The organism is Mycobacterium vicinigordonae, from assembly GCF_013466425.1.
Lineage (GTDB): Bacteria > Actinomycetota > Actinomycetes > Mycobacteriales > Mycobacteriaceae > Mycobacterium > Mycobacterium vicinigordonae.
Window position 1 is genome coordinate 1475969 of sequence record NZ_CP059165.1, and the last position, 21360, is coordinate 1497328.

Below are 21360 nucleotides of genomic sequence, written 5' to 3' on the forward strand. Positions count from 1 at the left end.
ATGTCCAGCTGCGGCCTTCCGCTTTGGTTTCGATGTTGGCTCGGCGGCCCAGCTGCTCTGCGCGCCGACCGGGTCTACCCTCGAAACGTACTGAGGAAGGTGTGTGATGCTCGCAGCGTTTGGATTCGAAAACCTCGGCGTCGTGGTCGGGGACATGTTCTTCGTCGACCCGAACCCCAACGCCGGTCACGAGACCCCGGAGCGGGGAGTCAGACTCGAACTGCGCATTGTCGACCGGGACGAGCCGCAGGGTTCTATCTACGCCGGGATACCGATCTCGTTCAGCCGCCCGGTGTGGCGGGTGGATCTGTTCGGCTCCACCGAGAGCCCGCCTGGCACGCTGGACCGGGCGCATCACCACCCGCGGTTCAATGGTTGGGAGCCCGGACGCCGTCACTTCGTCCCCGAACTGTCCGCTGACCCCGTTGGCTGGCTGACCGGCCAACTGGCCAATCCGCCGGCCGTGCTAGCCCGGGCCGGTGTCGACGCCGGTGACTACACCGAAGCCGACGTCGCCGGACTCGCCGCCACCGCCCCGGAGATCGTCGCCGCTGTTCAGCGGATGCTCGAGGGTGTGCGCGACGGGGAATTGGCTCCCGCACCCCCGGAGCCGGTTGCGGCGGCCCGCACCGGCTGGCTCTGAGTCTGGGGCAGCGATACCCCGCACGCCCCGCAACGGGGCGTCACGAGAGTCGTTCGATGATGGTGGCGTTGGCCATGCCGCCGCCCTCGCACATCGTCTGCAGCGCGTAGCGGCCACCGCGTTGCTGCAGGGCATTGACCATGGTGGTCATGATGCGCGCTCCGCTGGCACCCAAGGGGTGGCCGATAGCGATGGCGCCACCGTTGACGTTCGTCTTGGCCAGATCGGCGTTAGTCTCCTTCGCCCAGGCCAGCACGACGGGCGCGAAGGCCTCGTTGACCTCGAAGATGTCGATGTCGCCGAGCGTCAGTCCGGCGCGCTGCAAGACCTTTTCGGTGGCAGGGATGACGCCGGTCAGCATGTAGAGCGGGTCGGAGCCCACCACCGTCGCGGTGTGGATACGGGCCAGCGGTCGCAGGCCGAGCCGCTGGGCGGTCTCCCCGCTGGTGATCAGTACCGCCGCGCTGCCATCGGACAACGGTGAGGAGTTACCCGGGGTGATCTGCCAGGTGATCTGTGGGAATCGCGCCGCGGCGGTCTCGCTGTAGAACGCCGGCTTGAGGCCGGCCAGCGTGTCGAGCGTCGTGCCGGGACGGACGATCTCGTCGGTGGACAAACCGGCGACCGGGATCAACTCATCATCGAATAGGCCGTCTTTGGTTGCGGCGGCGGCCTTTTCGTGGCTGGCCGCAGAGAATTCGTCGAGTTGGGCACGGGAGAACCCCCACTTCGCGGTGATCAGCTCGGCGCTGATGCCCTGCGGTACCAGTCCGTCCGGGTAGCGCCGCGTCATGTCCGTGCCGAACGGGTTGCTGCCCGCCAGCACCGAGCTGCCCATCGGGACCCGGCTCATCGACTCTACGCCGCCGGCGATCACGATCTCGTAGGCTCCGGCGACTACACCCTGGGCGGCGAAGCTGATGGCCTGCTGGCTGCTGCCGCACTGCCGGTCGATCGTGGTGCCCGGCACTGACTCCGGGAAACCCGCTCCCAGCAAGGCATTACGGGCAATGTTGACGGCCTGGTCGCCGACTTGGGTAACGGCTCCGACGATGACGTCGTCGACCTGTGCCGGGTCAATATCGGTGCGCGCCACCAGTTCGCGCAGGCTGTGCGCGAGCAGGTCGGCTGGCAGCACGTCGTGCAGTGCGCCGTTTGCCTTGCCTTTGCCGACGGGGGTGCGGACAGCACCCACGATGACGGCGTCTCGGGTCATGGCTCCTCCTTGAGCTGAGTTTCGTTACCTATACTCAGCTATAACACCTGGATATACTGAATGCAACCTAGGTCGGGAGGTGATTTGCGTGACAATGTTGCAGGGCAGGCTGGCCGACCGCGACGCATGGTCGGCGGTCGGCGAGTGCGCAATAGAGAAGACGATGGCCGTGGTCGGTACCAAGTCGGCCATGCTGATCATGCGTGAGGCCTACTACGGCACCACCCGGTTCGACGACTTCGCCCGGCGGGTCGGCATCACCAAGGCTGCAACCGCGGCGCGGCTCGCCGAATTGGTCGAACTGGGGCTGCTGACCCGACGGCCCTACCGGGTGCCCGGGCAGCGCAGCCGCGACGAATACGTGCTCACCGAGGCAGGTGTCGAGTTCATGCCGGTGGTGTGGTCGCTGTTCCAATGGGGCCAACGTCATCTACCCGGCAAGCATCGGCAACTGCGCCTGACGCACCTGGGCTGCGGGGCGGACGTCAGGGTTGAAATTCGTTGTGCCGAAGGGCATCTTGTTGCACCGGAGGATCTTGGTATGCGGCTGACCCGCTGATTGCACAGCGACGTTGTTGGGGCGTGTCTCAACACTCCCTGAGTCCGCTGAGTAATCGACGCGCCGCAGCGACGCGGCGCATCGCCGGCCCCGACAGTAAGTCGAGTGCGCACTCGGGGTCGGCCGGCGGCCCCATGTGCCCGCACCCGCGGGGGCAGTCCTCGATCGCCTCGGCCAGGTCGGAGAACGCCATCATCACGTCCTCGGGACAGATGTGCGCTAGCCCGAACGAGCGGATGCCGGGGGTGTCGATTACCCAGCCGCCGTTGGCAAGCGGAAGGGCGACCGATTGGGTCGACGTGTGCCGTCCGCGGCCGATATCGGTGACCTCGCCCACCGCCCGATCCGCCTCGGGCACAAGCCTGTTGACCAATGTCGACTTACCCACTCCGGAGTGTCCGAGCAATACGGTGATGTTGTCGTCGAGCAGGTCGGCCACCGCGAACAGGGGGTCCTCGACACCCGCGGCGACCACGGTCAGGTCCAGGTCCACAAACTGTGCGGCGAATGGCTCCGGTGCTGCGAGGTCGGTTTTGGTCAGGCACAGGATCGGCCTGAGTCCGCCGGCGTACGCGGCGATCAGCGCACGGTCGACCAGGCCGGTCCGGGGTGGGGGATCGGCCAGCGCGACCACGATCAGCAGTTGGTCGGCGTTGGCGACCACCACCCGTTCGCTCGGGTCGTCGTCATCGGCGGTGCGGCGCAACACCGTTCGTCGGGGACCGCGCCGCACGATGCGGGCCAGGGTGTCGGTGCGGCCGGACAGGTCGCCGACGATGTCGACGTCGTCGCCGACGACGATCGGGGTGCGGCCGAGCTCACGCGCCCGCATGGCGGTGACCCGCCGCTCCGGAAGGCCACCCAACACGCATCCCCAGCGGCCGCGGTCGACACTGACCACCATGGCGGCCTCCGCGTCGGCGTGCTGCGGACGAGTTTTGGTCCGGGGCCGCGAACCCTTGCCGGAGCGGACCTTGACGTCGGACTCGTCGTAGTCGCCGGGTCTCAAGTGTTGTGCACCATTTCCGCCCAGAGTTGCGCAAATTCGGGCAGCGTCTTGGTGGTGGCGGCGATGTCGTCGACCTCGACGCCGGGTACGCGCAGCCCCACGATTGCGCCGGCCATGGCCATCCGGTGATCGGCGTAGGCCCGCCACAGGCCGGGGCGCAATGGCCCGGCGGTGATAATCAGGCCGTCGTCGATCTCCCGGCAGTTGCCGCCCAGGCGGTTGATCTCGGCGCTCAGTGCGGCCAGGCGGTCGGTCTCGTGGCCGCGTAGGTGCGCGATGCCGCTCAGCCGTGACACCGATCCCGGTCTTGCCAATGCGGCCAGCGCCGCGATTGTCGGAGTGAGTTCGCCGACGGCTGCCAGGTCGACCTCGAAGCCCTGGTATCCGTTGCCGGGGCCCTGCAGCTCGAGAACCGAATCATTCTGGCTGACAACGGCATTGAGCTTATGCAACACGTCGATGATGTGCCCGGCGGGCTGGACGCTGTGTGCTGGCCAACCCGTGATGCGCACAGTGCCGCCGGTGACCACCGCGGCGGCCAGGAACGCCACCGCGTTGGTGAGATCGGGCTCGACCTCCCACTGCCTAGCCTCTACGGCGCCGGGATGCACCTGCCAACGGTTGGCGACGGTGTCGTCGACGTCAACACCGGCTTGGCGGAGCATCTCGACGGTCATCGCGATATGCGGAGCCGACGGCAGTGACGCGCCGGTGTGGTGCACGGTCAGGCCCTGGGTGAACGACGCGCCGCACAGCAACAGACCCGACACGAACTGAGACGACGACGAGGCGTCGATGCCCACCGAGCCGCCGGCCACCGAGCCGTTGCCGTGCACCTGGAAGGGTAGGCCGGTGCCGTCGACCGGGACGCCCAGGCCGCGCAGCGCGTCGAGCAGGGGTGCGATGGGCCGGGCGCGGGCCTGCTCGTCGCCGTCGAAGGTGACCGGGACGGAGCTGAGCGCGGCCAGTGAGGGGACGAAGCGCAGCACCGTGCCGGCCAGGCCGCAGTCGACGCGGGCATCGGGCCCGGGTTGGATCTGGCCGCTGACGGTCAGCTCAGTCCCTGGGCCTGCCACGGTGAGGCCGAGCGAGTGCAACGCCCCGATCATCAAGTCGGTGTCGCGGCTGCGCAGCGCCCCGGTGATCGTCGAGCTGCCCTGGCCCTGAGCGGCGGCCAGCGCCGCGAGGATCAGCGTGCGGTTGGTCTGGGACTTAGAGCCCGGGACGGTCACGGTCGCGTGCACCGGGGTCGGTGCCGACGGGGCCTGCCATGCGCTCACCGCTCCATCATCGCTTGTCGGGTGGCTCTGCCAACATGGAGCTATGTGTGGACGTTTCGCGGTCACCACCGATCCGGCTCTGTTGGCCGAGAAGATCAAGGCAATCGACGAGGCCAGCGGCGCTTCCGACAGGGCGTCCGAGCCCAACTACAACGTGGCTCCCACCACCACGGTCGCGACCGTGGTCACCCGGCATACCGAGCCGGGCGATGAGGCCACCCGTCGGGTGCGTCTGATGCGTTGGGGACTGCTGCCGCCGTGGGTGAAGGCCGGCCCGGATGGCGCGCCGGACAACCAGGGGCCGCTGCTGATCAATGCGCGCGCCGACAAGGTCGCCACGTCCCCGGCGTTTCGGGGGTCCGCTAAAGGCAAGCGCTGCCTGGTGCCGATGGACGGCTGGTTTGAGTGGCGGCCGAACCCGGAGACGGGCAAGTCCCCTAAGACGCCGTTTTTCATGCATCGCGGTGACGGGGAGCCGTTGTTCATGGCCGGATTGTGGTCGGTCTGGAAGCCGGCCAAGGAGGCCGATCCGCTGTTGAGTTGCACGATCATTACCACCGACGCGGTGGGGGAGCTGGCCGAGATCCACGACCGGATGCCGCTGGTGTTGGCCGAGGACGACTGGGATGCGTGGCTGAATCCGGACGCGCCGCTGGACAGCGAGATACTGGCCCGCCCGCCCGACGTGCATGGCATCGAAATCCGTCAGGTGTCGACGCTGGTCAACAACACCCGCAACAACGGGCCTGAGCTGCTGGAGCCGGCTGAGCCAGAGCCGGGGCAGATGACGCTGCTGTAGCGGGAAGGTAGAACGGGTGCGGCGGCGCCCTATCCGCCGGAGACAGCGATCGGCTGCTTCTTGTCGCCTGGAGACGAAATCGCACGAACCGGCACGACTTAGCATGCCTATGTGACCGGCAAGTACACCTATACGTTCGAAGAGATCCAGAACCGCCCCGTGGCGGTGATCGGAGCGGGAACGCTGGGCCGACGCATCGCGCTGATGCTGGCCAGCCGCGGCGGCACCGTGCGGATCTACGCCCGCCGCGAAGAACAGCGGGCCGAAGCCACCCAGTTCGTGACAGATAACCTACCGAAATTGTTGCAAGACAGAGGATTTGGTGAAATCGGCGTCGCGGTGGGAACCGCTTCGCTCGAGCAGGCGCTCGACGGGGCATGGCTGGTCATCGAATCCGTCCCCGAGCGCCTGGACATCAAGGTCCCACTGTGGGGCGAGATCGACCGGGCCGCTCCGCCGAGCACCATCTTCGCCACCAATTCGTCGTCGTTCCCATCGCGCCTGATGGCCGAAAACATCAGGGACAAAACTCGTTTGTGCAACACCCACTTCTACATGCCGCCGCAGTTCAACGCCCTGGACCTGATGTCGGACGGTCAAACCGATCGCGGCCTACTCGACACGCTGTTGGCGGTGCTGCCCGAATTCGGCCTGCACCCCTTCGAAGCGCTGAAGGAGTCCACCGGATTCATCTTCAACCGGGTGTGGGCCGCCATCAAACGCGAATGCATCGCGGTGGTCGCCGAGGGTGTGGCCCGCCCGCAGGACGTCGACGGGATGTTCAAGGTCAACTGGGGAGTACCCGCCGGGCCCTTCCAGATGATGGACATGGTCGGTCTCGACGTCGTGCTCGACATCGAGAACAACTACGCCCGGGAGTTCCCGCACCTGCCTGTGAGCGTGCGGGACTTGCTGCAGTCCTACGTCGACGCGGGCAGGCTCGGCCTCAAGACCGGTGAAGGCTTCTACAGCTACTCATAGCGTGCCTTTCACACATGTCAGCGACACCGCCGTGGCCACCGCCTCGAGTAGCCGGCTGAGCTGATCGGCGTCGTGGATCGACCGGTCGCCGCCGGCCAGCCGGGTGAATACCCCAGCGATGAAGGTAGTGACGGCCGCGGCCTGCGCGGCGACCAGGTCGGGGTCATCAGTGTCTGGTTGCAGGTGCGCGATGGCCTGCTGCGCCATCGCGTTCATCCGGCCGAGGAAGTCTGCGGAGGTCTCTGCCAGGTCAGGGTCGCGTGCTGCGGCCAGCAGCAGCTCATGACGCGCCCGATTGAGCATCAGCCCGCTCCCGCCAGCCTGGAGCAGGATCAGCTCGGCCAGGTGCGCGAACGGCGAGGCCGCGTCGAGCGGCTCGTCGATCACCGACCGCAGATTGGCGACGTCGATCTGCGCGACGCGCTTGCCGACGCCGCGCAGCAGCGCGGCCCGGGTGCGGTAGTAGTACGACGTGGTGCCGTCGGGCACGCCAGCGCAACGGTCCACCCGACCGTGGGTGAGTCCGCGTGATCCATATTCGGCGAGCACTTGTATTGCGGCATCGCACAATTCGCGCCGTCGCTCGTCGCCGTCGCGTTTGCGGGGAGTCTGGGACGGCGTATTCAGCGCAGCACCGTGCCGCCATCGATATTGATTACCTGGCCGTTGATCCACTCGCCTTCGTGCGACAACAGAAAGGCGACCAGGGACGCGATGTCGTCGGGCGCACCGACGCGGTGCCCGCGGATGCGTTTGAGGGCACCGGCTTCCAGTTGCGGCCACTGCGGCACCGACCGGATGGCGTCGGTTGCGGTGAACCCCGGCGCGACGGCGTTGCACCGGATGCCGTCCTTGCCCCACCGCGCCGCGACGTGCCGCGTCAGCGATCCGATGCCGGCTTTCGCGGTGGCGTAGGCAGGCCGCGCGGGTTCGCCCTGGAACGCCGCGGCCGATGACATGTTGACGATCGCCCCGCCGCCGCGCGCGAGCAGATGCGGTATGGCGTATTTCATGGCCGCCACATATCCGCGCAGGCTTACCGCCATCACGCGATCCCATACGTCGAAGTCGATGTCGACAACGTCGGTGTCGGCGGGCAGGGTCGACATGTCCGCACCCACATTGAAAAGCACGTCGATTGCGCCGAAAGTTTTTGCGGCAGTGTCCATTAAGTCAGCAACCGACGGCGGATCGGCGAGGTCGAACCCGACGTGGGTGGCCGTGCCGCCCGTCGCGGTGATGTGTTGAGCCGTTCGTGCTGCGTCCTCGGCGGCGATGTCGCCGACGACCACCCGGCAGCCCTCTTCGCCCAGCCGGATGGCGGTCGCCGCGCCGATGCCGGTGGCTCCGCCGGCCACCACGGCGACTCTGTCGGTCAGTCCGCGCAATCCCATGGGCGTCCCTCCGCATATTGACATTAACTCTAGAACTATAGAGGATCAGCTGTCATGGCTGGGATTCATCGGAAACGGCCGGCCGTGCCCAAAAAATTGAGGACGACCGAATGAACTCCGTGCGGTTCGACTTCACCGGCGCACGTGTGCTGGTCACCGGCGGCACCAGCGGCATCGGCAACGGCATTGCGACCGCCTTCGTCAAGGCAGGTGCCTCGGTGATGATCACCGGAACACGTTCCGCGGCTGCAGATTACGATGCCGACCTCGGCGCGTTCAGCTATCAACAGTGCCGGATTCAGGATTCCGATTCAGTCGACGCCCTGGTCGGTTCGTTGGGCGAACTGGACATCCTGGTGAACAACGCCGGCGGTCCCTACCCCGCCGGAGACGAATACGACCCCGACGGCTACATCGCCTCGGTGACGCAGAACATGTTTGGGCCGATGCGGCTCACCATGCGCTGCCACGAACTACTCAGGGCCAGCAGCGCTTCCGGCGGAGCTAGCGTGGTCAACATCGTCTCGATGTCCGCGTTTCGCTCGGCGGTCTTCGTGCCCGGCTACGCCTCCGCGAAGATGGGCTTGGTCGCGCTGACGATGAACCTCGCGCGCCGCTGGGCGAACGACGGGATCCGGGTCAACGCCGTCGCACCCGGGATGATCGACACCCGGATGACACAGCCGGCGTTGCGTATTCCGCAGATCATGGACGTCGAGATCGGCTTCCACACCCCGTTGGGCAGGCCCGGCACTCCGCAGGACTGCGCGGGCGCGACATTGTTTCTCTGTAGTGACGCCGCGTCGTACATCACCGGGTCGACGGTCGCCGTCGACGGCGGGTATCTGACGGTCTGAACCATGTGTGGCTACCACAACGTCAGCCGACATCGAACTGGAGAGACGCCGTGACCGACGCACCACTGTCGCCGCTGGACTGCTACCACACCGGGCTGGTGGTGCCCGACTTGCAAGCCGCGATCGAAAGTACCACCGCTGCAGCAGGATACACCTGGACCAAAGCGGTCGAGGCCACCCTGGCCATCGCTGCTGGCGACGCAGAGTACGAGGTTCCCTTCAAGTTCGTCTACTCCATCGAGGCCCCGCACCTGGAACTGATCCAGGCGGTGCCCGGCACCATCTGGGCGGAACAGCCCGGCGGTGCGGCCCACCACCTCGGCTACTGGGCCGACGATCTTGTGGGCATCGCGGACCGGCTCGCCGCGGCAGGGTATCGACTCGAGGCCCGGCCCGCAGGCGATCAATTGTCGATGTTCGCCTACTTCATCGCACCATCCGGTGTCCGCATCGAAATCGTCGACCGCGCACTGTTTCCCGACTTTCCGGGCTTCCTGGAATCCGTCAAGGCCTGATCGATGAGGAGCAGGAGATGAAATCCGCCGTGGTGACCGGGCCGGGGAAGACCGACGTTGTCGATGCCGATCGCCCACAGGTTGGTGCGAGTGACGTGCTGGTACAGATGCGTGCCTGCGGCATCTGCGGATCGGACGCGTTCTACGTCACCATCGGAGGCGTCCCGCCGCGCCAGGGCCGGATGCCGCTCGGTCACGAACCTGCCGGCGAGGTGGTCGAGGTGGGCCCAGCGGTATCCGGTATCACGGTGGGCGACCACGTCGTCGTCAACCCAATGGCAGCACCCGGCGGCATCATCGGCAACGGCGGCCCCGCTGGTGCGCTGTCCGACTACCTGCTGATCGAAAACGCGGTCCGTGGCACCAGTCTGGAGGTGATCCCGGATCACATCCCATGGCAGGTCGCCGCGCTCAACGAGCCGATGGCGGTCGCGCGGCACGGCGCCAACCAGTGCCGGCCGAAGTCGTCGGACAAGGTGGTGGTGTTCGGTGCCGGTCCGGTAGGCCTAGGGGCCACGCTGGCATTCAAATCGATTGGTGTGCAACATATCGCGGTCGTCGATCTGGTTCCCGGACGACTCCAGAAGGCGCTGCAGATCGGCGCCGACGCGGTGATCAACTCCGCTGAGGAAGATGTCGTCGAGCGGCTCCTCGAGCTGCACGGACCGGGTGAGTCGATGTTCCCCGGCAAGGTGGGCACTCACGTCTACCTCGACTGCGCGGGAGTAGCCGCCGTCGTCAACACCGCCTTGGCGGCAGCTCAGAAGGGAGCCACCCTGGGCATCGTCGGCGTGCACAAGCAACCGGTGCCGGTCGAGTTGATCAACGTGATGAGCAACGAGATCACGATCGTCGGCAGCATAGGTTATCCGACCGAGATCTTCGAGGTGACCAAGGATCTCGTTGTGAACTGGGAGAGGTATGCGCTGATTGTCAGTCACACCGTGCCGTTCGAGAACCTTTCAGACGCGCTGCAATTGGCTAGCACGCCAGGTGCCGCGGATAAGGTCGTCGTCACGTTCTGAGTTCGCCGGCCGCGGCCTTTGGCTCCGCGTAGTTCGGTGTCCGCAACAGCGCGATCGAGGTGCCGAGATACCAGAACAGCAGCGAGACAGCCGGCGCCCAGGCAGAAAAGCCGCCCTCGAGGCAGAACGGCCCGGTGCGGAAGAACACGCCAGTGCTGGCGACCAGATCCATCAGGAACGTCAACACTGCTAGATAGCCGGTCCATTTCGGTAGGCCGCCGTAGGCGAAAACACTGAACGCGTAGGCGACCGCCGTGGTCGCTATGAGAAAGCCCCACAAGCCGATCAGCACGCCGCCGAAATGAGTGCCCAACAGGAAAGCCACATCGGCTGACAGTGCCGCGGCGTGCTGCGCAACCGCGATTTGCATTGCCTGCGTGACCATGAGCAGGCCCAGCACAATGCCGGTGCCGACGAAGAAAAGCTCAGCAAGGTAGCCACTATCGGCCGTGCTGCGCAAGACGCGACGCACTGAGATGGCGAAGATCAGCCACAGCGGCGCGGCCAGGGCGTACATCCAGGCCTGCACGACCAGTGCCTGCTGATGTTCGATGAAGTAAGCCTGATAGGTGGACGGGTTGCCATTCGCCTCCGGTGGGGCGCCCGGGAGCGCGCCGGCAACGACAGCGATGAGTACGTAGCCGATGCCGGCGACACCACCCATTCGAATCCACCGATTGTCGATCATGCCTGGTGACGCTACGCCCGCGACGACAGCCAATCCAGAGCCAGCCGGGCCGCATTCGCCCCGCACATGCCGTGCGCGCCGGGCCCCGGTGGGGTGGCCGCCGAGCAGATGTACATCCCAGGTACGCCGATACGATAGGGCGACAGCGTGATTCGCGGTCCGAAGGTGAGCTGCCGAATATCCTTCGCGCCGGTCATGATGTCACCACCGACGTAATTAGGGTTGTACGAAGACATCTGCGTGGCCGAGCGCACCGACATGCCGGCGATGCGGTCTCGAAACCCGGGTGCGAACCGCTCGATCTGAGAGACGATCGCGTCGGTCGCGTCGCCGGTGTAACCGTTCGGGACGTGCGCGTAACTCCACACGGGATGCACGTTGCCCACCGAGCGTCCAGGGTCGGCAAGGTACTGCTGGCCCACCAGGACGAACGGCCGCGACGGCATCCGACCAGCGTGGATCTCCCGCTCGGTCCAGGCCAACTCGCGGTACGTGCCGGCCAGGTGTACGGTACCGGCTCGGTGCGCAGCCGGATTCGTCCATGGCACACCGCCTTCGACCGCAATGTCGACCTTGAACGCGCCCGGACCCCGGCGGAACCGGCTGAACGCCCGGCTGATTCGGCGCGGCAGCCGGTCGCCGAGGATCCGGACTACCGCCTCTGGGCCCAGGTCGAACATTGTCACGTCGGCGGTAGGCAGCTGTTCGGCCGCGATGACGCGGACACCGGTCTCGATCTTGCCGCCCAGGTCGCCGAGCAACGCCACCATCGCGTTGGTGATCGACTGCGATCCACCCTCGGCGACCGCCCAGCCGTGGCGATGCCCCGCCACGATGATCCCCATGCCGATCGCCGATGTCATCGGGTAATGCAGCGGCCGAAAGGCGTGCGCGGCAACGCCTCCGAACAGGGCGCGTCCCTGCTCGGTCCCGAATAGTCGAGCGAAGGTGGACGCCGGCGCCACGGTGGGCATCCCGAAGCGGGCCAGTGCCAACGGATGACGCGGCACCCGCAACAGCGGACGCATAATGTCCTGGCTCAGCAGGTCGAACCGTGCGGCGGGATACCCGAATGCCAAGCTCCACCGGGATCCGTCTCGCCCGAGCCCGGCAGCGGTTTGCTCCACCGAGCGGTATAACACCCCGGCCGACCCATCGTCCAGCGGATGCGCACAATCGATGTCCGGCCAGCGCCAAGCCAATCCGTACCGGTGCAGTCCGGCGTCGGTCAGGAACTGGGATCCGACAGCCATCGGGTGGATCGCCGAGCAGTGGTCGTGCAGCAGGCCCGGCAGGATCGCCTCGCTGCTGCGGGTACCGCCACCGACCTCCTCGGCGGCCTCCAACACCGTGACGTCAACACCTTCGGCGGCCAGGGTGATGGCGGCGGCGAGGCCGTTGGGCCCACCGCCTACCACCACGGCGGTGCTCACGCCGTCGCTCCCAACTGGTTGGGCCGCAGTGCCCAGCTCACCTGAAGTGGGATCGGGCCGTCCGGCAGCCAGGGTTGCGCGGCGACCGCGTCGGCCACCTTCCAGGTGCCGCGCTCGATGACGCCGAGGGCGGCGTCGATCAGCTGGTAGTGCTGCACACCAGCGCCGAACGCTTCCGACTCCACCCACGCCACTACGCACTCGCCGGGCTCGAAGCTTGCCTCGGCCTGCACGGCCCGCACGAATGATGCGTCGTGCAAGTGGCCGTCGCCGAAGTTGAACCCGATGGTGGAGTTGCACAGGAACTCACCCTCGCGCACGGTCCGGATGTCGATGTCGGGTAGGCGGCTGATCAGCAGCGAGAAGAGGCCGCGACCCTGGCTGTGCATGGCGCGCCAGGCAATCGTCTTCTGGCAGGTGATCTCGGCCCATTGCGGGTCATAGCCAAATGCGACGAACTGGTCGACTTGGTTGCCGGCCGAGCGGGTGAGGCGGTTCAGCTTCGCCTCGGCGCCCGGCGCGAACGTCCACACCGCCGAGGCCCAGTTGCCGGCGTACTGCCGCAGTGACGGCAGGAACGAGACTTTGTCGGGCCGCAGGTTGCCCAACACGGGAAAGAACAGCAGACCCGCCACCAGTAGGGCGGTCAGCCACGGCGAAGACATGTCGGTCACGTAGTAGCCCTGCCACGAAGGAAAGCCGAGGAACAAAAATACTGTGGTGTAAGCGAATACGACGTTCCACTCCAAAGGCACGGCCAGCGGGAAGGTCGAGATGATGAACAGGTGGAACCCCACCATCACCAGGGCCGCAGCCAATGTCAGCCACTTGTTCGTCGAGAAGAACAGGATCAGCGGGGCGACGATCTCTACCAGCGTGCCGTTCACGTGCGCCATGAACCCGGCCACCTTCGACGGCCGCATGTCCCGCGGAAAGTCGCGGTAGTGCGCCCGCTTGAGCCATTTGAACGGAATGAAGGGGCTGTTGCTGACCATCGGTGGAATCACGCTGGAGAAGTGCTTGCCGAACTTGGAGAATCCCGCACCGACCCAAACCACCACGATCAGCATCTTCAGCGCGATGATCATGTCAGTGAAAGGCAGCACCGTGAAGAACACCAGCGCAGGGAAGTACTGCTCGCCGCGCGCGGCCAGGAAGATGGTCTTGTCGCGCAGGCCGATCAGCACCAGCAGCGCCATCGGGGCGATCAGCAGCGCTGGGTTCACCAGCCCGGAGGTATTGTCCGGCAATGCTTTTGACAGCGAGTCGCTGTGCACGCCCGGCAGCACCAGCGCCACTACCAGACTTGCCAACAAAGCCAGGTACACGCCGATGTCGAACCAGGTGCGCCGGTCGCCGTCCGTGCCGGGCACCCACCGCCACGGCCGCAGCCGGATCGTGCCCGGGCGCGCCCAGAACAGGATGCCGCCGGTCATCGGCTTGACCTTGCCCGCCAGCGGGCCCCACGATCCGGCGACCCCGATCGCTTCCAGCAGGACCGTCCACAAGATCACCTTCTGGTATACGATCGGCTGGTTCCACCATTGGCCGACGTGCCAAAACGCCGGCAGCCCGGAGGTCACCGTCGCGATGGTGACGCCGCCCAACACGAAGAACAGCGCCAGCTTGACGATGTACACCAAATGCACGATCCGGGGCGAGCCGAAACCGTGCTCAGCCCAGTCGGTGATCAGGATCCGCATGCGTTCCATCAGCGGCTTGCGCAGAAAATCGTGCGGATCGACCGCGGGATTATGAGGTTCGGTCAGTGCCATGATTTTCGCTCCTTTGCTTGCGGGTGGCGCAAACATAGGGAGTCGTGTGCTGTGGGCCACAGTCCTCGACCGACAAAACAACGTGCCGCGGTTATCGCTCGGAAACAACCTCAAGGGCTAACGTCAATGTCGTGAACAAGACGCACCTCGCCAGCGACGTTGAGGTGAAGCACTACGTCGCGCAGGTCGCCGGCCGATTACAGGAGCGGCTCACCGAAGTGACCGCGGACATCCGTCTTTTCCTCGACACGCACATCCCCGAGCTGCGACGGGACGCCCGAATCCTCGAACTGCTCGGCGCCAGCATCGAAGGCAACGTCGAAACGATGCTGCACGCACTGCGCCACGACATCGCCGTGGAGCGCGTCGAGCCTCCGACTGTCGCACTGGAATATGCGCGGCGGGTAGCTCAACATGGCGCTCCGGTCAACGCGCTGGTGCGCGCCTACCGGCTGGGGCAACGCCGGATCAGCGAGCTCATCTTCGACGAACTACGGGTTACCGACATGCCGGAAGCGATGCGGGTGCCGGTGATCGAAGCGATGACGGTCGCGATAGCGGAGTACATCGACCGGATGTCGCAGGAGGTGGTCGTCAGCTACGAGGATGAACGCGAGCGGTGGCTGGAGAACCAGAACAGCCTGCGTGGCGTTCGGGTGCGCGAGACATTGGCCGCCATCAATCCAATCGACGTCGACGCGGCAACCACGGCGATGAGATACCCGCTGCGCTGGCATCACCTGGGTCTGGTCATGTGGTATCCGGAACGGGCGACGGAAACCGACGAGCTCCCGCGGCTGCAACGATTTCTACGGGAACTGGGCGAGTCGGTGGGTACCGACGCCGTTCCGCTGTTCGTCGCCGCCGATCGCACCTGCGGGTGGGGCTGGTTGCCGTACCGCGCCGCGACGGGAGACCCGGTGTCGAAGGTTCGCCAGTTCGCGCTATCCCGATCGGACTCACCGAGCGTGGCCATCGGAACCGTCGCCGCCGACATCGATGGGTTCCGCCGCTCGCACCGTGAGGCCGTCGAGGCGCGCGGCGTCGCGATCGTCAGCGACCGCGCCGAGCCGACTGTAATCGCGGCCGGTGATCCCGGACTATCGGTGGTCGCGCGGCTGGGTTTCGATGTGGCCGGTACGCGGTCCTGGGTGGACCGGGTGCTCGGCGACCTGGCCACCGATGACGACAACGATGCGCGGCTGCGCGAAACGCTTCGGGTATTTCTCGGCTGCGGTTCCAGCTACAAGACCGCCGCCGAGGAATTGAACATGCATTTCAACACCGTGAAGTACCGGGTGGGTCGCGCGGTGGCCCGGCGGGGCCGCGAGATTGGCGACGACCGTCTCGAGGTGGAACTGGCGCTGCTCGCCTGCCATTGGTACGGCACGCCGGTACTGCGGTCGAAGTAGCTATGCGCCCTGTCGCTGGGCGCGGGTGCGCGGCTGCGGGGTGAGGGTGTGCACCAGCGTGATCACCGCCGGAAGTAGCACCGGGAACAGGATCAGGACAAGCATCGCGGCAATGGTCAGGTAGGCCATGAAAGGTCTCGCTTCTCTCCGCTGGTCGCGGGAACATTTGGAGCACTGAATGATTGGATGGCGCGACGCTGCGCTGTCCGAGAAATCTAGGGCTGTCGCCGGCGTTTCGGCCATGTCCGCAGCGGATCAACTTCCGGCTCGGCTTTGTCGGCCGAAGACAAGAGTGATGTGTAGTGCGACTGCCACCATGAAAGCCACTTCAACCAGGATGTGGAGCAGAACGTGACCGCTCTGAGCGCTGGCCTCGTCGCCGCGAAAGACCGACACCCCGAGCGCATTGCGCTGCGCTGCGACGAGCTGCAGCTGACCTACGCCGAACTCGACGCCGCCGCGGCCCGAGTGGCGACGCTGCTGGAGCGCGCGGGCGTTGTGGCCGGCGACCGGGTGGGCGTGATGCTGCCGAATACCCCCGCATTCGCTATCACGCTGTACGGGATCATGTATCGCGGTGCCGTTGCGGTGCCGATGAATCCGCTGCTCAAGTCCCGTGAGGTGGCCTACTACCTGTCCAACAGCGGGGCCAAGGCACTGTTCGCGACCCCGGCCTTCGCCGATGAGGCCACGGCAGGCGCCGCCGCAGTCGATGCCCAGTGCTGGCTGGTCGACGACGCCGCCCTGCGCGAACTCATCGACGATCTACCCGCCCAGAACACACCGGCGGACCGCGCTGACGATGACGTCGCTGTCATCCTGCACACGTCCGGTACAACCGGAAAACCCAAGGGGGCCATGCTCACTCACGCCAACCTGAGCAGCAACGCCGACGTCGCGGTACGTACGTTGCTGCAGATCGGGCCGGACGACGTGGTGATGGGCTGCCTGCCGCTGTTCCACGTCTTCGGGCTGACTTGCGGGTTGAACGGTTCGATCTTGGCGGGCGCCACGCTGACCTTGGTGCCACGATTCGATCCACGCAAAGCGCTTGAAGTGATCGAGCGGGACGGCGTAACGCTGTTCCAGGGCGTGCCGACGATGTATTCGGCGCTGCTCGGCCTGGTCGACGACGCCGCAGCCGACGCCACCCGCAGCCTGCGTGCTTGCGTATCCGGCGGGGCGTCATTGCCGGTCCAGGTACTCGTTGACTTCGAAAAGTCCTACGGCTGCGTCATTCTGGAGGGCTACGGGTTGTCCGAGACGTCCCCGGTGGCCTCCTTCAATCACCCCGACCGACCACGCAAGGCAGGCTCGATCGGCACGCCCGTCGAGGGTGTCGAGATGCGTGTGGTGGACCCGGCCGGCGCCGAGGTGCCGCAGGGCCAGCCGGGTGAGATCCAGATCCGTGGCCACAACGTGATGCTGGGCTACTGGAATCTGCCCGACGCTACCAAGGCCGCTGTCTCCGAGGATGGTTGGTTCAGCACCGGTGACGTCGGGCGCGTCGACGAGGACGGCTACTTCTACATCGTCGATCGCACCAAAGACATGATCATACGCGGTGGGTACAACGTGTATCCGCGGGAGATCGAGGAAGTGCTCTACGAGCACCCGGCCGTGGCGGAGGCCGCGGTGATCGGCGTGCCGCACGACGAGCTCGGTGAAGAGGTCGGCGCCGCGGTAGCCCTGAAGAAGGATGCGGCCGTCGACGTTGACGAGCTGCGCGACCATGTCAAAGCCCGCGTGGCCGCCTACAAATATCCGCGCCGCATCTGGCTGGTCGACGCCTTGCCCAAGGGTCCGACCGGCAAGGTGCTCAAGCGCGAAATCGTTGTTCCAACAACCGAAAGCCCGTAGATCAATGGCCACCTCGACCGTTCCGAAGCCCGACGAACTCGCCGCACCTCTGGACCTGCTGCTGACCAGTGCCACCAGGCCCTTTATCAGCCGGATGCTGCCTGACGCGACCTGGAGCCGGTTCGCCACCAACCTCGCCAGGCAACCCGGTGCGGTTGCCGGCCGTGCCGCCACTCTGACTCGCGAACTCGGCAATATCGTCGCCGGCCGCTCGCATCGGGTGCCGGCGCGGGCCGATAAGCGCTTCACCGACCCGGCGTGGCAACAGAATCCGGTTCTGCACCGCATTATGCAGGCCTACCTCGCGGCGGCCGAGACCGCCGAGGCATTGCTGGCTGACGCCGCGCTGCAGTGGCGCGACGAGGAGAAGATGCAGTTCGTCGTGAACAATATCGTGGAGGGACTGGCGCCCAGTAACAACCCGCTGATCAGCCCGCTGGGCTGGAAGGCGCTGATCGACACCGGTGGCCTCAGTGCGGTTCGGGGCGCCAAAGCCTTTGCCCGGGATATGCTTTCAGCGCCACGGGTGCCGGCGATGGTGGAGCCGGACGCGTTCGCGGTGGGGGAGACTGTCGCCGTCACCAAGGGGGCGGTGGTGGCGCAGACCTCGATGTTCGAATTGATTCAGTACGCACCGCAGACCGAGCAGGTGCGCGCTGTTCCGCTGCTGATCGTGCCGCCGGTGATCAACAAGTACTACATCATGGACATCACGCCGGGACGCAGCATGATCGAATACTTCGTCCGGCAGGGCCAGCAGGTGTTCGTCATCTCCTGGCGCAATCCGCAGGCTCGACACCGGGATTGGGGCTTCGATGCCTACGGCGGTGCCATCCTCGAGGCCATGGCCGCCGTGGGCCAAATTACCGGAACCGACAGCACACACCTGTTCGCCACCTGCTCGGGCGGCATCCTGGCGGCGATGACGGCGGCCCACCTCGCCACGATCGGCGAGGCAGACCGCATCGCCGGCCTGGCCCTCGCGGTCACCGTGCTCGACGAGAACCGGGCCGGTTTCGCAGCCGCAGCGATGAGCGACCGCGCCGCGCAGGCCGCGATCCGTGCCTCCGACAAGAAAGGCTACCTAGACGGACGGGCCATGGCCGAAATGTTTGCCTGGCTGCGGCCCACCGACCTGGTGTGGCGCTATGTGGTGAACAACTACGTGCAGGGCCGCCCACCCGCGCCGTTCGACGTGTTGTTCTGGAACGCCGACACGACCCGGATGACCGCCGCGCTGCATCGCGACATGGTGCTGATGGGACTGCAAAACGCGCTGGTCACACCGGGCGGGGTCAGCATGCTGGGCAGCCCGGTCGACCTGGCCACGGTCACCAACGACGCCTACGTCATCGGTGGAGTCGCTGACCACATCTCGCCGTGGCAGGCTACCTACCGCAGCGCCCGGCTGCTCGGCAGCAAGGACAGCCGTTACATACTGTCCACCAGCGGCCACATCGCCGCGCTGGTCAACCCGCCCGGAAATCCGAAGGCGTCGTTCCGATCCGGACCCGTGGACGTCGACGACCCGCAAGGATGGCTCGATTCGGCGCAGAAATCCGCCGACTCCTGGTGGCCCGACTACGTTAGCTGGCTCGCTGAGCGCAGCGGTCCGCAGATAGACGCGCCCAAAGTGCTTGGTGGTGACGGGTTTCCACCACTGGGTGCCGCGCCGGGACGTTACGTGATGGAGAAGTGAGTAGCTACGTCGCCGCCGGAGGACAACGGATCCGCGTCGAAACCCGCCCCGGCACCGGGGTGCCGCTGGTGGTGTGCAACGGCATCGGCGCCAGCCTCGAAGTGCTCGACCCCTTCGTGGATCAGTTGACTTGTCCGGTAGTCAGATTCGACGTTCCCGGAACCGGGGGATCGCCGACGTCGTTGTTGCCGTACGGGTTTCCCTACCTGGCCTGGGTGCTAGGCCGGGTGCTGACCAAACTCGGCATCGGCGTGGTCGACGTACTCGGGCTGTCCTGGGGTGGGGCGCTGGCGCAGCAGTTCGCCTTTCAAAACCCGCGACGGTGTCGTCGCCTGGTGCTGGTCGCCACCGGAACCGGAGCGGTGATGGTGCCAGCCCACCCGCGCGTGCTAGCGAAAATGCTGACCCCGCGCCGCTTCTCCGATCCGCGGTATGCCGCCTCGATCGCCGGTGAACTCTACGGCGGCACGGTGCGCGCGCACGGCGAGGACGTGGCGCAGCTTTTCGTCAAGCAACTGCACGCCGGCTCCAAGCTCGGGTATCTGCATCAGTTGCTGGCGGGGTCGGTGTGGACCAGCCTGTTCGCGCTGCGCGCCGTGCGGCAGCAGACGTTGATCGTCGCCGGCACCGACGACCCGATCATCCCGGTAATTAACGCTCACATCATGAATGCGCTATTGCCGCACTCACGTGTGCACCTGCACGGCGGCGGCCACATCGATCTGGTGCACAACGCCACCGAACTAGCGCCGGTGATCGAGCAGTTTCTCAAGGCGCCGGGTCCGCGGGCTTAACTCGCCGCCAGGTCCCAGGTGATCGCGTCGGTCAACCGGACTAGATCGGCCGGACTTACCACCACATCCCAGTGCCGCCTGCCGGCGCTGCACAGCACCCGGTCCCAGTTCAGCGCGGAATTGTCCACCGCCGTGCGCAGCCGTCGGCGCTGGCCGAACGGTGAAATGCCGCCAACCACATAGCCGCTGGACCGCTCGGCTGCGGCAGGGTCGGCCATGCTGGCCTTGGCCACACCGAAAGCCGCGGCGACCGCTTTCAACGACAGCTTCGAGGGCACCGGAATCACCGCGACCGCCAGCTCAGCGGGCAGCGCGACGATCAGCGTCTTGAACACCTGTTCGGGCGCTATGCCGGTGCCGTCGGATAGGTCGGCAACCGAGTCGAACTGCCGGATCTCGTGCGGTACACCGGCTTTGACCAGGACCGCGATGCCCGGCGTGGCCGCGCCGGCCACGCCGGCTCAGGGGCCGCTGTAGCCGGGCGGGTTGACACCGTCGACCCAGAAGTCGACGCCGAGCTTCGAGCCCGGTACGCAGTCGTAGACCGATAGGTCTTTGACCCCGGAGTCGACGAGCACGTCCTCGCACAGCAGCATGTTGCCGGTGAACTCGCGTGACGGCTTGTTCAGGATCACGTAGGCGGCGTCCGAGTACACCTCGGGCTTGCGGGACCGGGCCATCGCCTCGTCGCCTCCGAGTAGGTTCTGTACGGCGGCGGTGGCTACCATGGTGCGCGGCCACAGCGTATTCGAGGCGATGCCCTCGTCGCGCATCTCCTCGGCAATCCCCAACGCGCACAACGTCATACCGAACTTAGCCATCATGTACGCGGTCGGCTTCAGCCATTCTTTGCCCAGCAGTACCGGCGGCGACAGCGTCAGGATGTGGGGGTTCTCACGGCCCTTCATGTGCGCAAGACAGGCCTGCGACACTGCGTAGGTGCCGCGCACCTGGATGCCGTTCATCAGGTCGAACCGCTTCATCGGCACCTCGGTGATGGAGCCCAGGTTGATCGCCGACGCATTGTTGACACAGATATCGATGCCGCCGAACTGCTCGACCGCCTTGGCTACCGCGGACTCGACCGACTCCGGGTCGCGCACATCCCCGACGATCGGCAGGGCCTGCCCGCCGACCTCCTCGAGTTCCTTGGCGGCGGTGTACACGGTGCCCGGCAGCTTCGGGTGCGGCTCGGCGGTCTTGGCGATCAGCGCGATGTTGGCGCCATCCTGCGCGGCGCGCTTGGCGATCGCCAGCCCGATGCCGCGGCTGGCACCCGAAATGAACATGGTCTTATCTTTGAGCGACATGGCGTCACCCTAACGCCCCGTCTCAGCTGCCGTTTCGTGGGTGGCCATTCCTGCCTTGCCCGCAGGTGAGCCGCCGCGTTGGTGCGAACTGCCGCCGCGCCGCGCCGCTCG

Annotated in this window: 22 protein-coding genes; 11 read left to right on the forward strand and 11 right to left on the reverse strand. The window is 66.2% G+C overall.

Features of this window, described 5'->3' with window-relative positions; all coding sequences use genetic code 11:
* Positions 1 to 106: 106 nt before the first annotated feature.
* On the forward strand, positions 107 to 643 hold the full coding sequence (locus H0P51_RS06510) for a hypothetical protein (protein WP_180917165.1): 537 nt from the start codon (positions 107 to 109) through the stop codon (positions 641 to 643).
* A gap of 40 nt (positions 644 to 683) precedes the next feature.
* Here the strand turns inward: H0P51_RS06510 and H0P51_RS06515 are convergent, their stop codons facing one another.
* On the reverse strand, positions 684 to 1859 hold the full coding sequence (locus H0P51_RS06515; protein WP_180917166.1) for a thiolase family protein: 1176 nt from the start codon (positions 1857 to 1859) through the stop codon (positions 684 to 686).
* An 88-nt stretch (positions 1860 to 1947) separates the two neighbouring features.
* On the opposite strand from H0P51_RS06515, the gene H0P51_RS06520 reads away from it, so the two are divergent.
* Positions 1948 to 2418 (forward strand): winged helix-turn-helix transcriptional regulator, encoded by a 471-nt coding sequence (locus H0P51_RS06520; RefSeq protein WP_180917167.1) that lies wholly within the window; start codon positions 1948 to 1950, stop codon positions 2416 to 2418.
* A 28-nt stretch (positions 2419 to 2446) separates the two neighbouring features.
* Here H0P51_RS06520 and rsgA read toward each other — a convergent pair whose 3' ends face one another.
* Complete coding sequence (gene rsgA, locus H0P51_RS06525; protein WP_180917168.1) at positions 2447 to 3427, reverse strand: ribosome small subunit-dependent GTPase A; 981 nt, start codon at positions 3425 to 3427, stop codon at positions 2447 to 2449.
* The gene (gene aroA, locus H0P51_RS06530; RefSeq protein ID WP_180917169.1) at positions 3424 to 4707 is read right to left on the reverse strand and encodes a 3-phosphoshikimate 1-carboxyvinyltransferase; all 1284 of its coding nucleotides are present in this window, start codon (positions 4705 to 4707) and stop codon (positions 3424 to 3426) included. Before aroA ends, rsgA begins: the two co-directional genes overlap by 4 nt.
* A 43-nt stretch (positions 4708 to 4750) precedes the next feature.
* Between aroA and H0P51_RS06535 the strand changes: the two genes are divergently transcribed.
* Positions 4751 to 5506, forward strand: a complete 756-nt coding sequence (locus H0P51_RS06535; RefSeq protein ID WP_180917170.1) for an SOS response-associated peptidase — start codon at positions 4751 to 4753, stop codon at positions 5504 to 5506.
* Positions 5507 to 5617: 111 nt separating this feature from the next.
* Positions 5618 to 6487, forward strand: a complete 870-nt coding sequence (locus tag H0P51_RS06540) for a 3-hydroxyacyl-CoA dehydrogenase family protein (RefSeq protein ID WP_180917171.1) — start codon at positions 5618 to 5620, stop codon at positions 6485 to 6487.
* Here H0P51_RS06540 and H0P51_RS06545 read toward each other — a convergent pair.
* Positions 6482 to 7114 (reverse strand): TetR/AcrR family transcriptional regulator, encoded by a 633-nt coding sequence (locus H0P51_RS06545; RefSeq protein ID WP_180918785.1) that lies wholly within the window; start codon positions 7112 to 7114, stop codon positions 6482 to 6484. The two genes, H0P51_RS06540 and H0P51_RS06545, sit on opposite strands and share 6 nt — an antisense overlap.
* Positions 7111 to 7881, reverse strand: a complete 771-nt coding sequence (locus H0P51_RS06550; RefSeq protein WP_180917172.1) for an SDR family NAD(P)-dependent oxidoreductase — start codon at positions 7879 to 7881, stop codon at positions 7111 to 7113. The genes H0P51_RS06545 and H0P51_RS06550 overlap by 4 nt, the downstream gene beginning before the upstream one ends.
* Before the next feature lie 110 nt (positions 7882 to 7991).
* Here H0P51_RS06550 and H0P51_RS06555 point away from each other — a divergent pair, with 110 nt between their 5' ends.
* The 3 genes from H0P51_RS06555 to H0P51_RS06565 are packed head-to-tail and all read left to right on the forward strand — an operon-like array spanning position 7992 to position 10278.
* Positions 7992 to 8738 carry an SDR family NAD(P)-dependent oxidoreductase gene (locus H0P51_RS06555; RefSeq protein WP_180917173.1) on the forward strand — a complete coding sequence of 249 codons (747 nt, stop codon included), beginning with the start codon at positions 7992 to 7994 and terminating at the stop codon, positions 8736 to 8738.
* A gap of 50 nt (positions 8739 to 8788) precedes the next feature.
* Positions 8789 to 9253 (forward strand): VOC family protein, encoded by a 465-nt coding sequence (locus tag H0P51_RS06560; protein ID WP_180917174.1) that lies wholly within the window; start codon positions 8789 to 8791, stop codon positions 9251 to 9253.
* A gap of 17 nt (positions 9254 to 9270) precedes the next feature.
* On the forward strand, positions 9271 to 10278 hold the full coding sequence (locus tag H0P51_RS06565) for a zinc-dependent alcohol dehydrogenase (RefSeq protein WP_180917175.1): 1008 nt from the start codon (positions 9271 to 9273) through the stop codon (positions 10276 to 10278).
* Here the strand turns inward: H0P51_RS06565 and H0P51_RS06570 are convergent.
* The 3 genes from H0P51_RS06570 to H0P51_RS06580 are packed head-to-tail and all read right to left on the reverse strand — an operon-like array spanning position 10268 to position 14174.
* Positions 10268 to 10966, reverse strand: a complete 699-nt coding sequence (locus tag H0P51_RS06570; RefSeq protein WP_180917176.1) for a hypothetical protein — start codon at positions 10964 to 10966, stop codon at positions 10268 to 10270. The two genes, H0P51_RS06565 and H0P51_RS06570, sit on opposite strands and share 11 nt — an antisense overlap.
* 11 nt (positions 10967 to 10977) lie before the next feature.
* Positions 10978 to 12399, reverse strand: a complete 1422-nt coding sequence (locus H0P51_RS06575) for a phytoene desaturase family protein (RefSeq protein ID WP_180917177.1) — start codon at positions 12397 to 12399, stop codon at positions 10978 to 10980.
* Positions 12396 to 14174 carry a DUF3556 domain-containing protein gene (locus H0P51_RS06580; RefSeq protein WP_180917178.1) on the reverse strand — a complete coding sequence of 593 codons (1779 nt, stop codon included), beginning with the start codon at positions 14172 to 14174 and terminating at the stop codon, positions 12396 to 12398. The genes H0P51_RS06575 and H0P51_RS06580 overlap by 4 nt, the downstream gene beginning before the upstream one ends.
* A 131-nt stretch (positions 14175 to 14305) precedes the next feature.
* Here H0P51_RS06580 and H0P51_RS06585 point away from each other — a divergent pair, with 131 nt between their 5' ends.
* Complete coding sequence (locus tag H0P51_RS06585) at positions 14306 to 15586, forward strand: PucR family transcriptional regulator (protein ID WP_180917179.1); 1281 nt, start codon at positions 14306 to 14308, stop codon at positions 15584 to 15586.
* On the opposite strand, the gene H0P51_RS28845 is transcribed toward H0P51_RS06585, so the two are convergent.
* The gene (locus tag H0P51_RS28845; protein WP_281373889.1) at positions 15587 to 15715 is read right to left on the reverse strand and encodes a hypothetical protein; all 129 of its coding nucleotides are present in this window, start codon (positions 15713 to 15715) and stop codon (positions 15587 to 15589) included.
* 222 nt (positions 15716 to 15937) lie between these two features.
* Here H0P51_RS28845 and H0P51_RS06590 point away from each other — a divergent pair, with 222 nt between their 5' ends.
* From H0P51_RS06590 to H0P51_RS06600, 3 genes are read left to right on the forward strand one after another with little or no spacing between them, the layout of a single operon-like run.
* Positions 15938 to 17446 (forward strand): long-chain-fatty-acid--CoA ligase, encoded by a 1509-nt coding sequence (locus H0P51_RS06590; protein ID WP_180917180.1) that lies wholly within the window; start codon positions 15938 to 15940, stop codon positions 17444 to 17446.
* 4 nt (positions 17447 to 17450) lie between these two features.
* Positions 17451 to 19145 (forward strand): PHA/PHB synthase family protein, encoded by a 1695-nt coding sequence (locus H0P51_RS06595; protein ID WP_180917181.1) that lies wholly within the window; start codon positions 17451 to 17453, stop codon positions 19143 to 19145.
* Positions 19142 to 19939: an alpha/beta fold hydrolase gene (locus tag H0P51_RS06600; protein WP_180917182.1), complete on the forward strand. Its 798-nt coding sequence runs from the start codon at positions 19142 to 19144 to the stop codon at positions 19937 to 19939. The genes H0P51_RS06595 and H0P51_RS06600 overlap by 4 nt, the downstream gene beginning before the upstream one ends.
* Here H0P51_RS06600 and H0P51_RS06605 read toward each other — a convergent pair.
* Entirely contained in the window at positions 19936 to 20394 is a 459-nt protein-coding gene (locus tag H0P51_RS06605) for an aminoacyl-tRNA deacylase (RefSeq protein ID WP_180917183.1), read from the reverse strand. The genes H0P51_RS06600 and H0P51_RS06605 overlap by 4 nt on opposite strands.
* A 6-nt stretch (positions 20395 to 20400) precedes the next feature.
* Positions 20401 to 21249: an SDR family oxidoreductase gene (locus tag H0P51_RS06610; RefSeq protein ID WP_180917184.1), complete on the reverse strand. Its 849-nt coding sequence runs from the start codon at positions 21247 to 21249 to the stop codon at positions 20401 to 20403.
* Positions 21250 to 21360 lie beyond the last annotated feature (111 nt).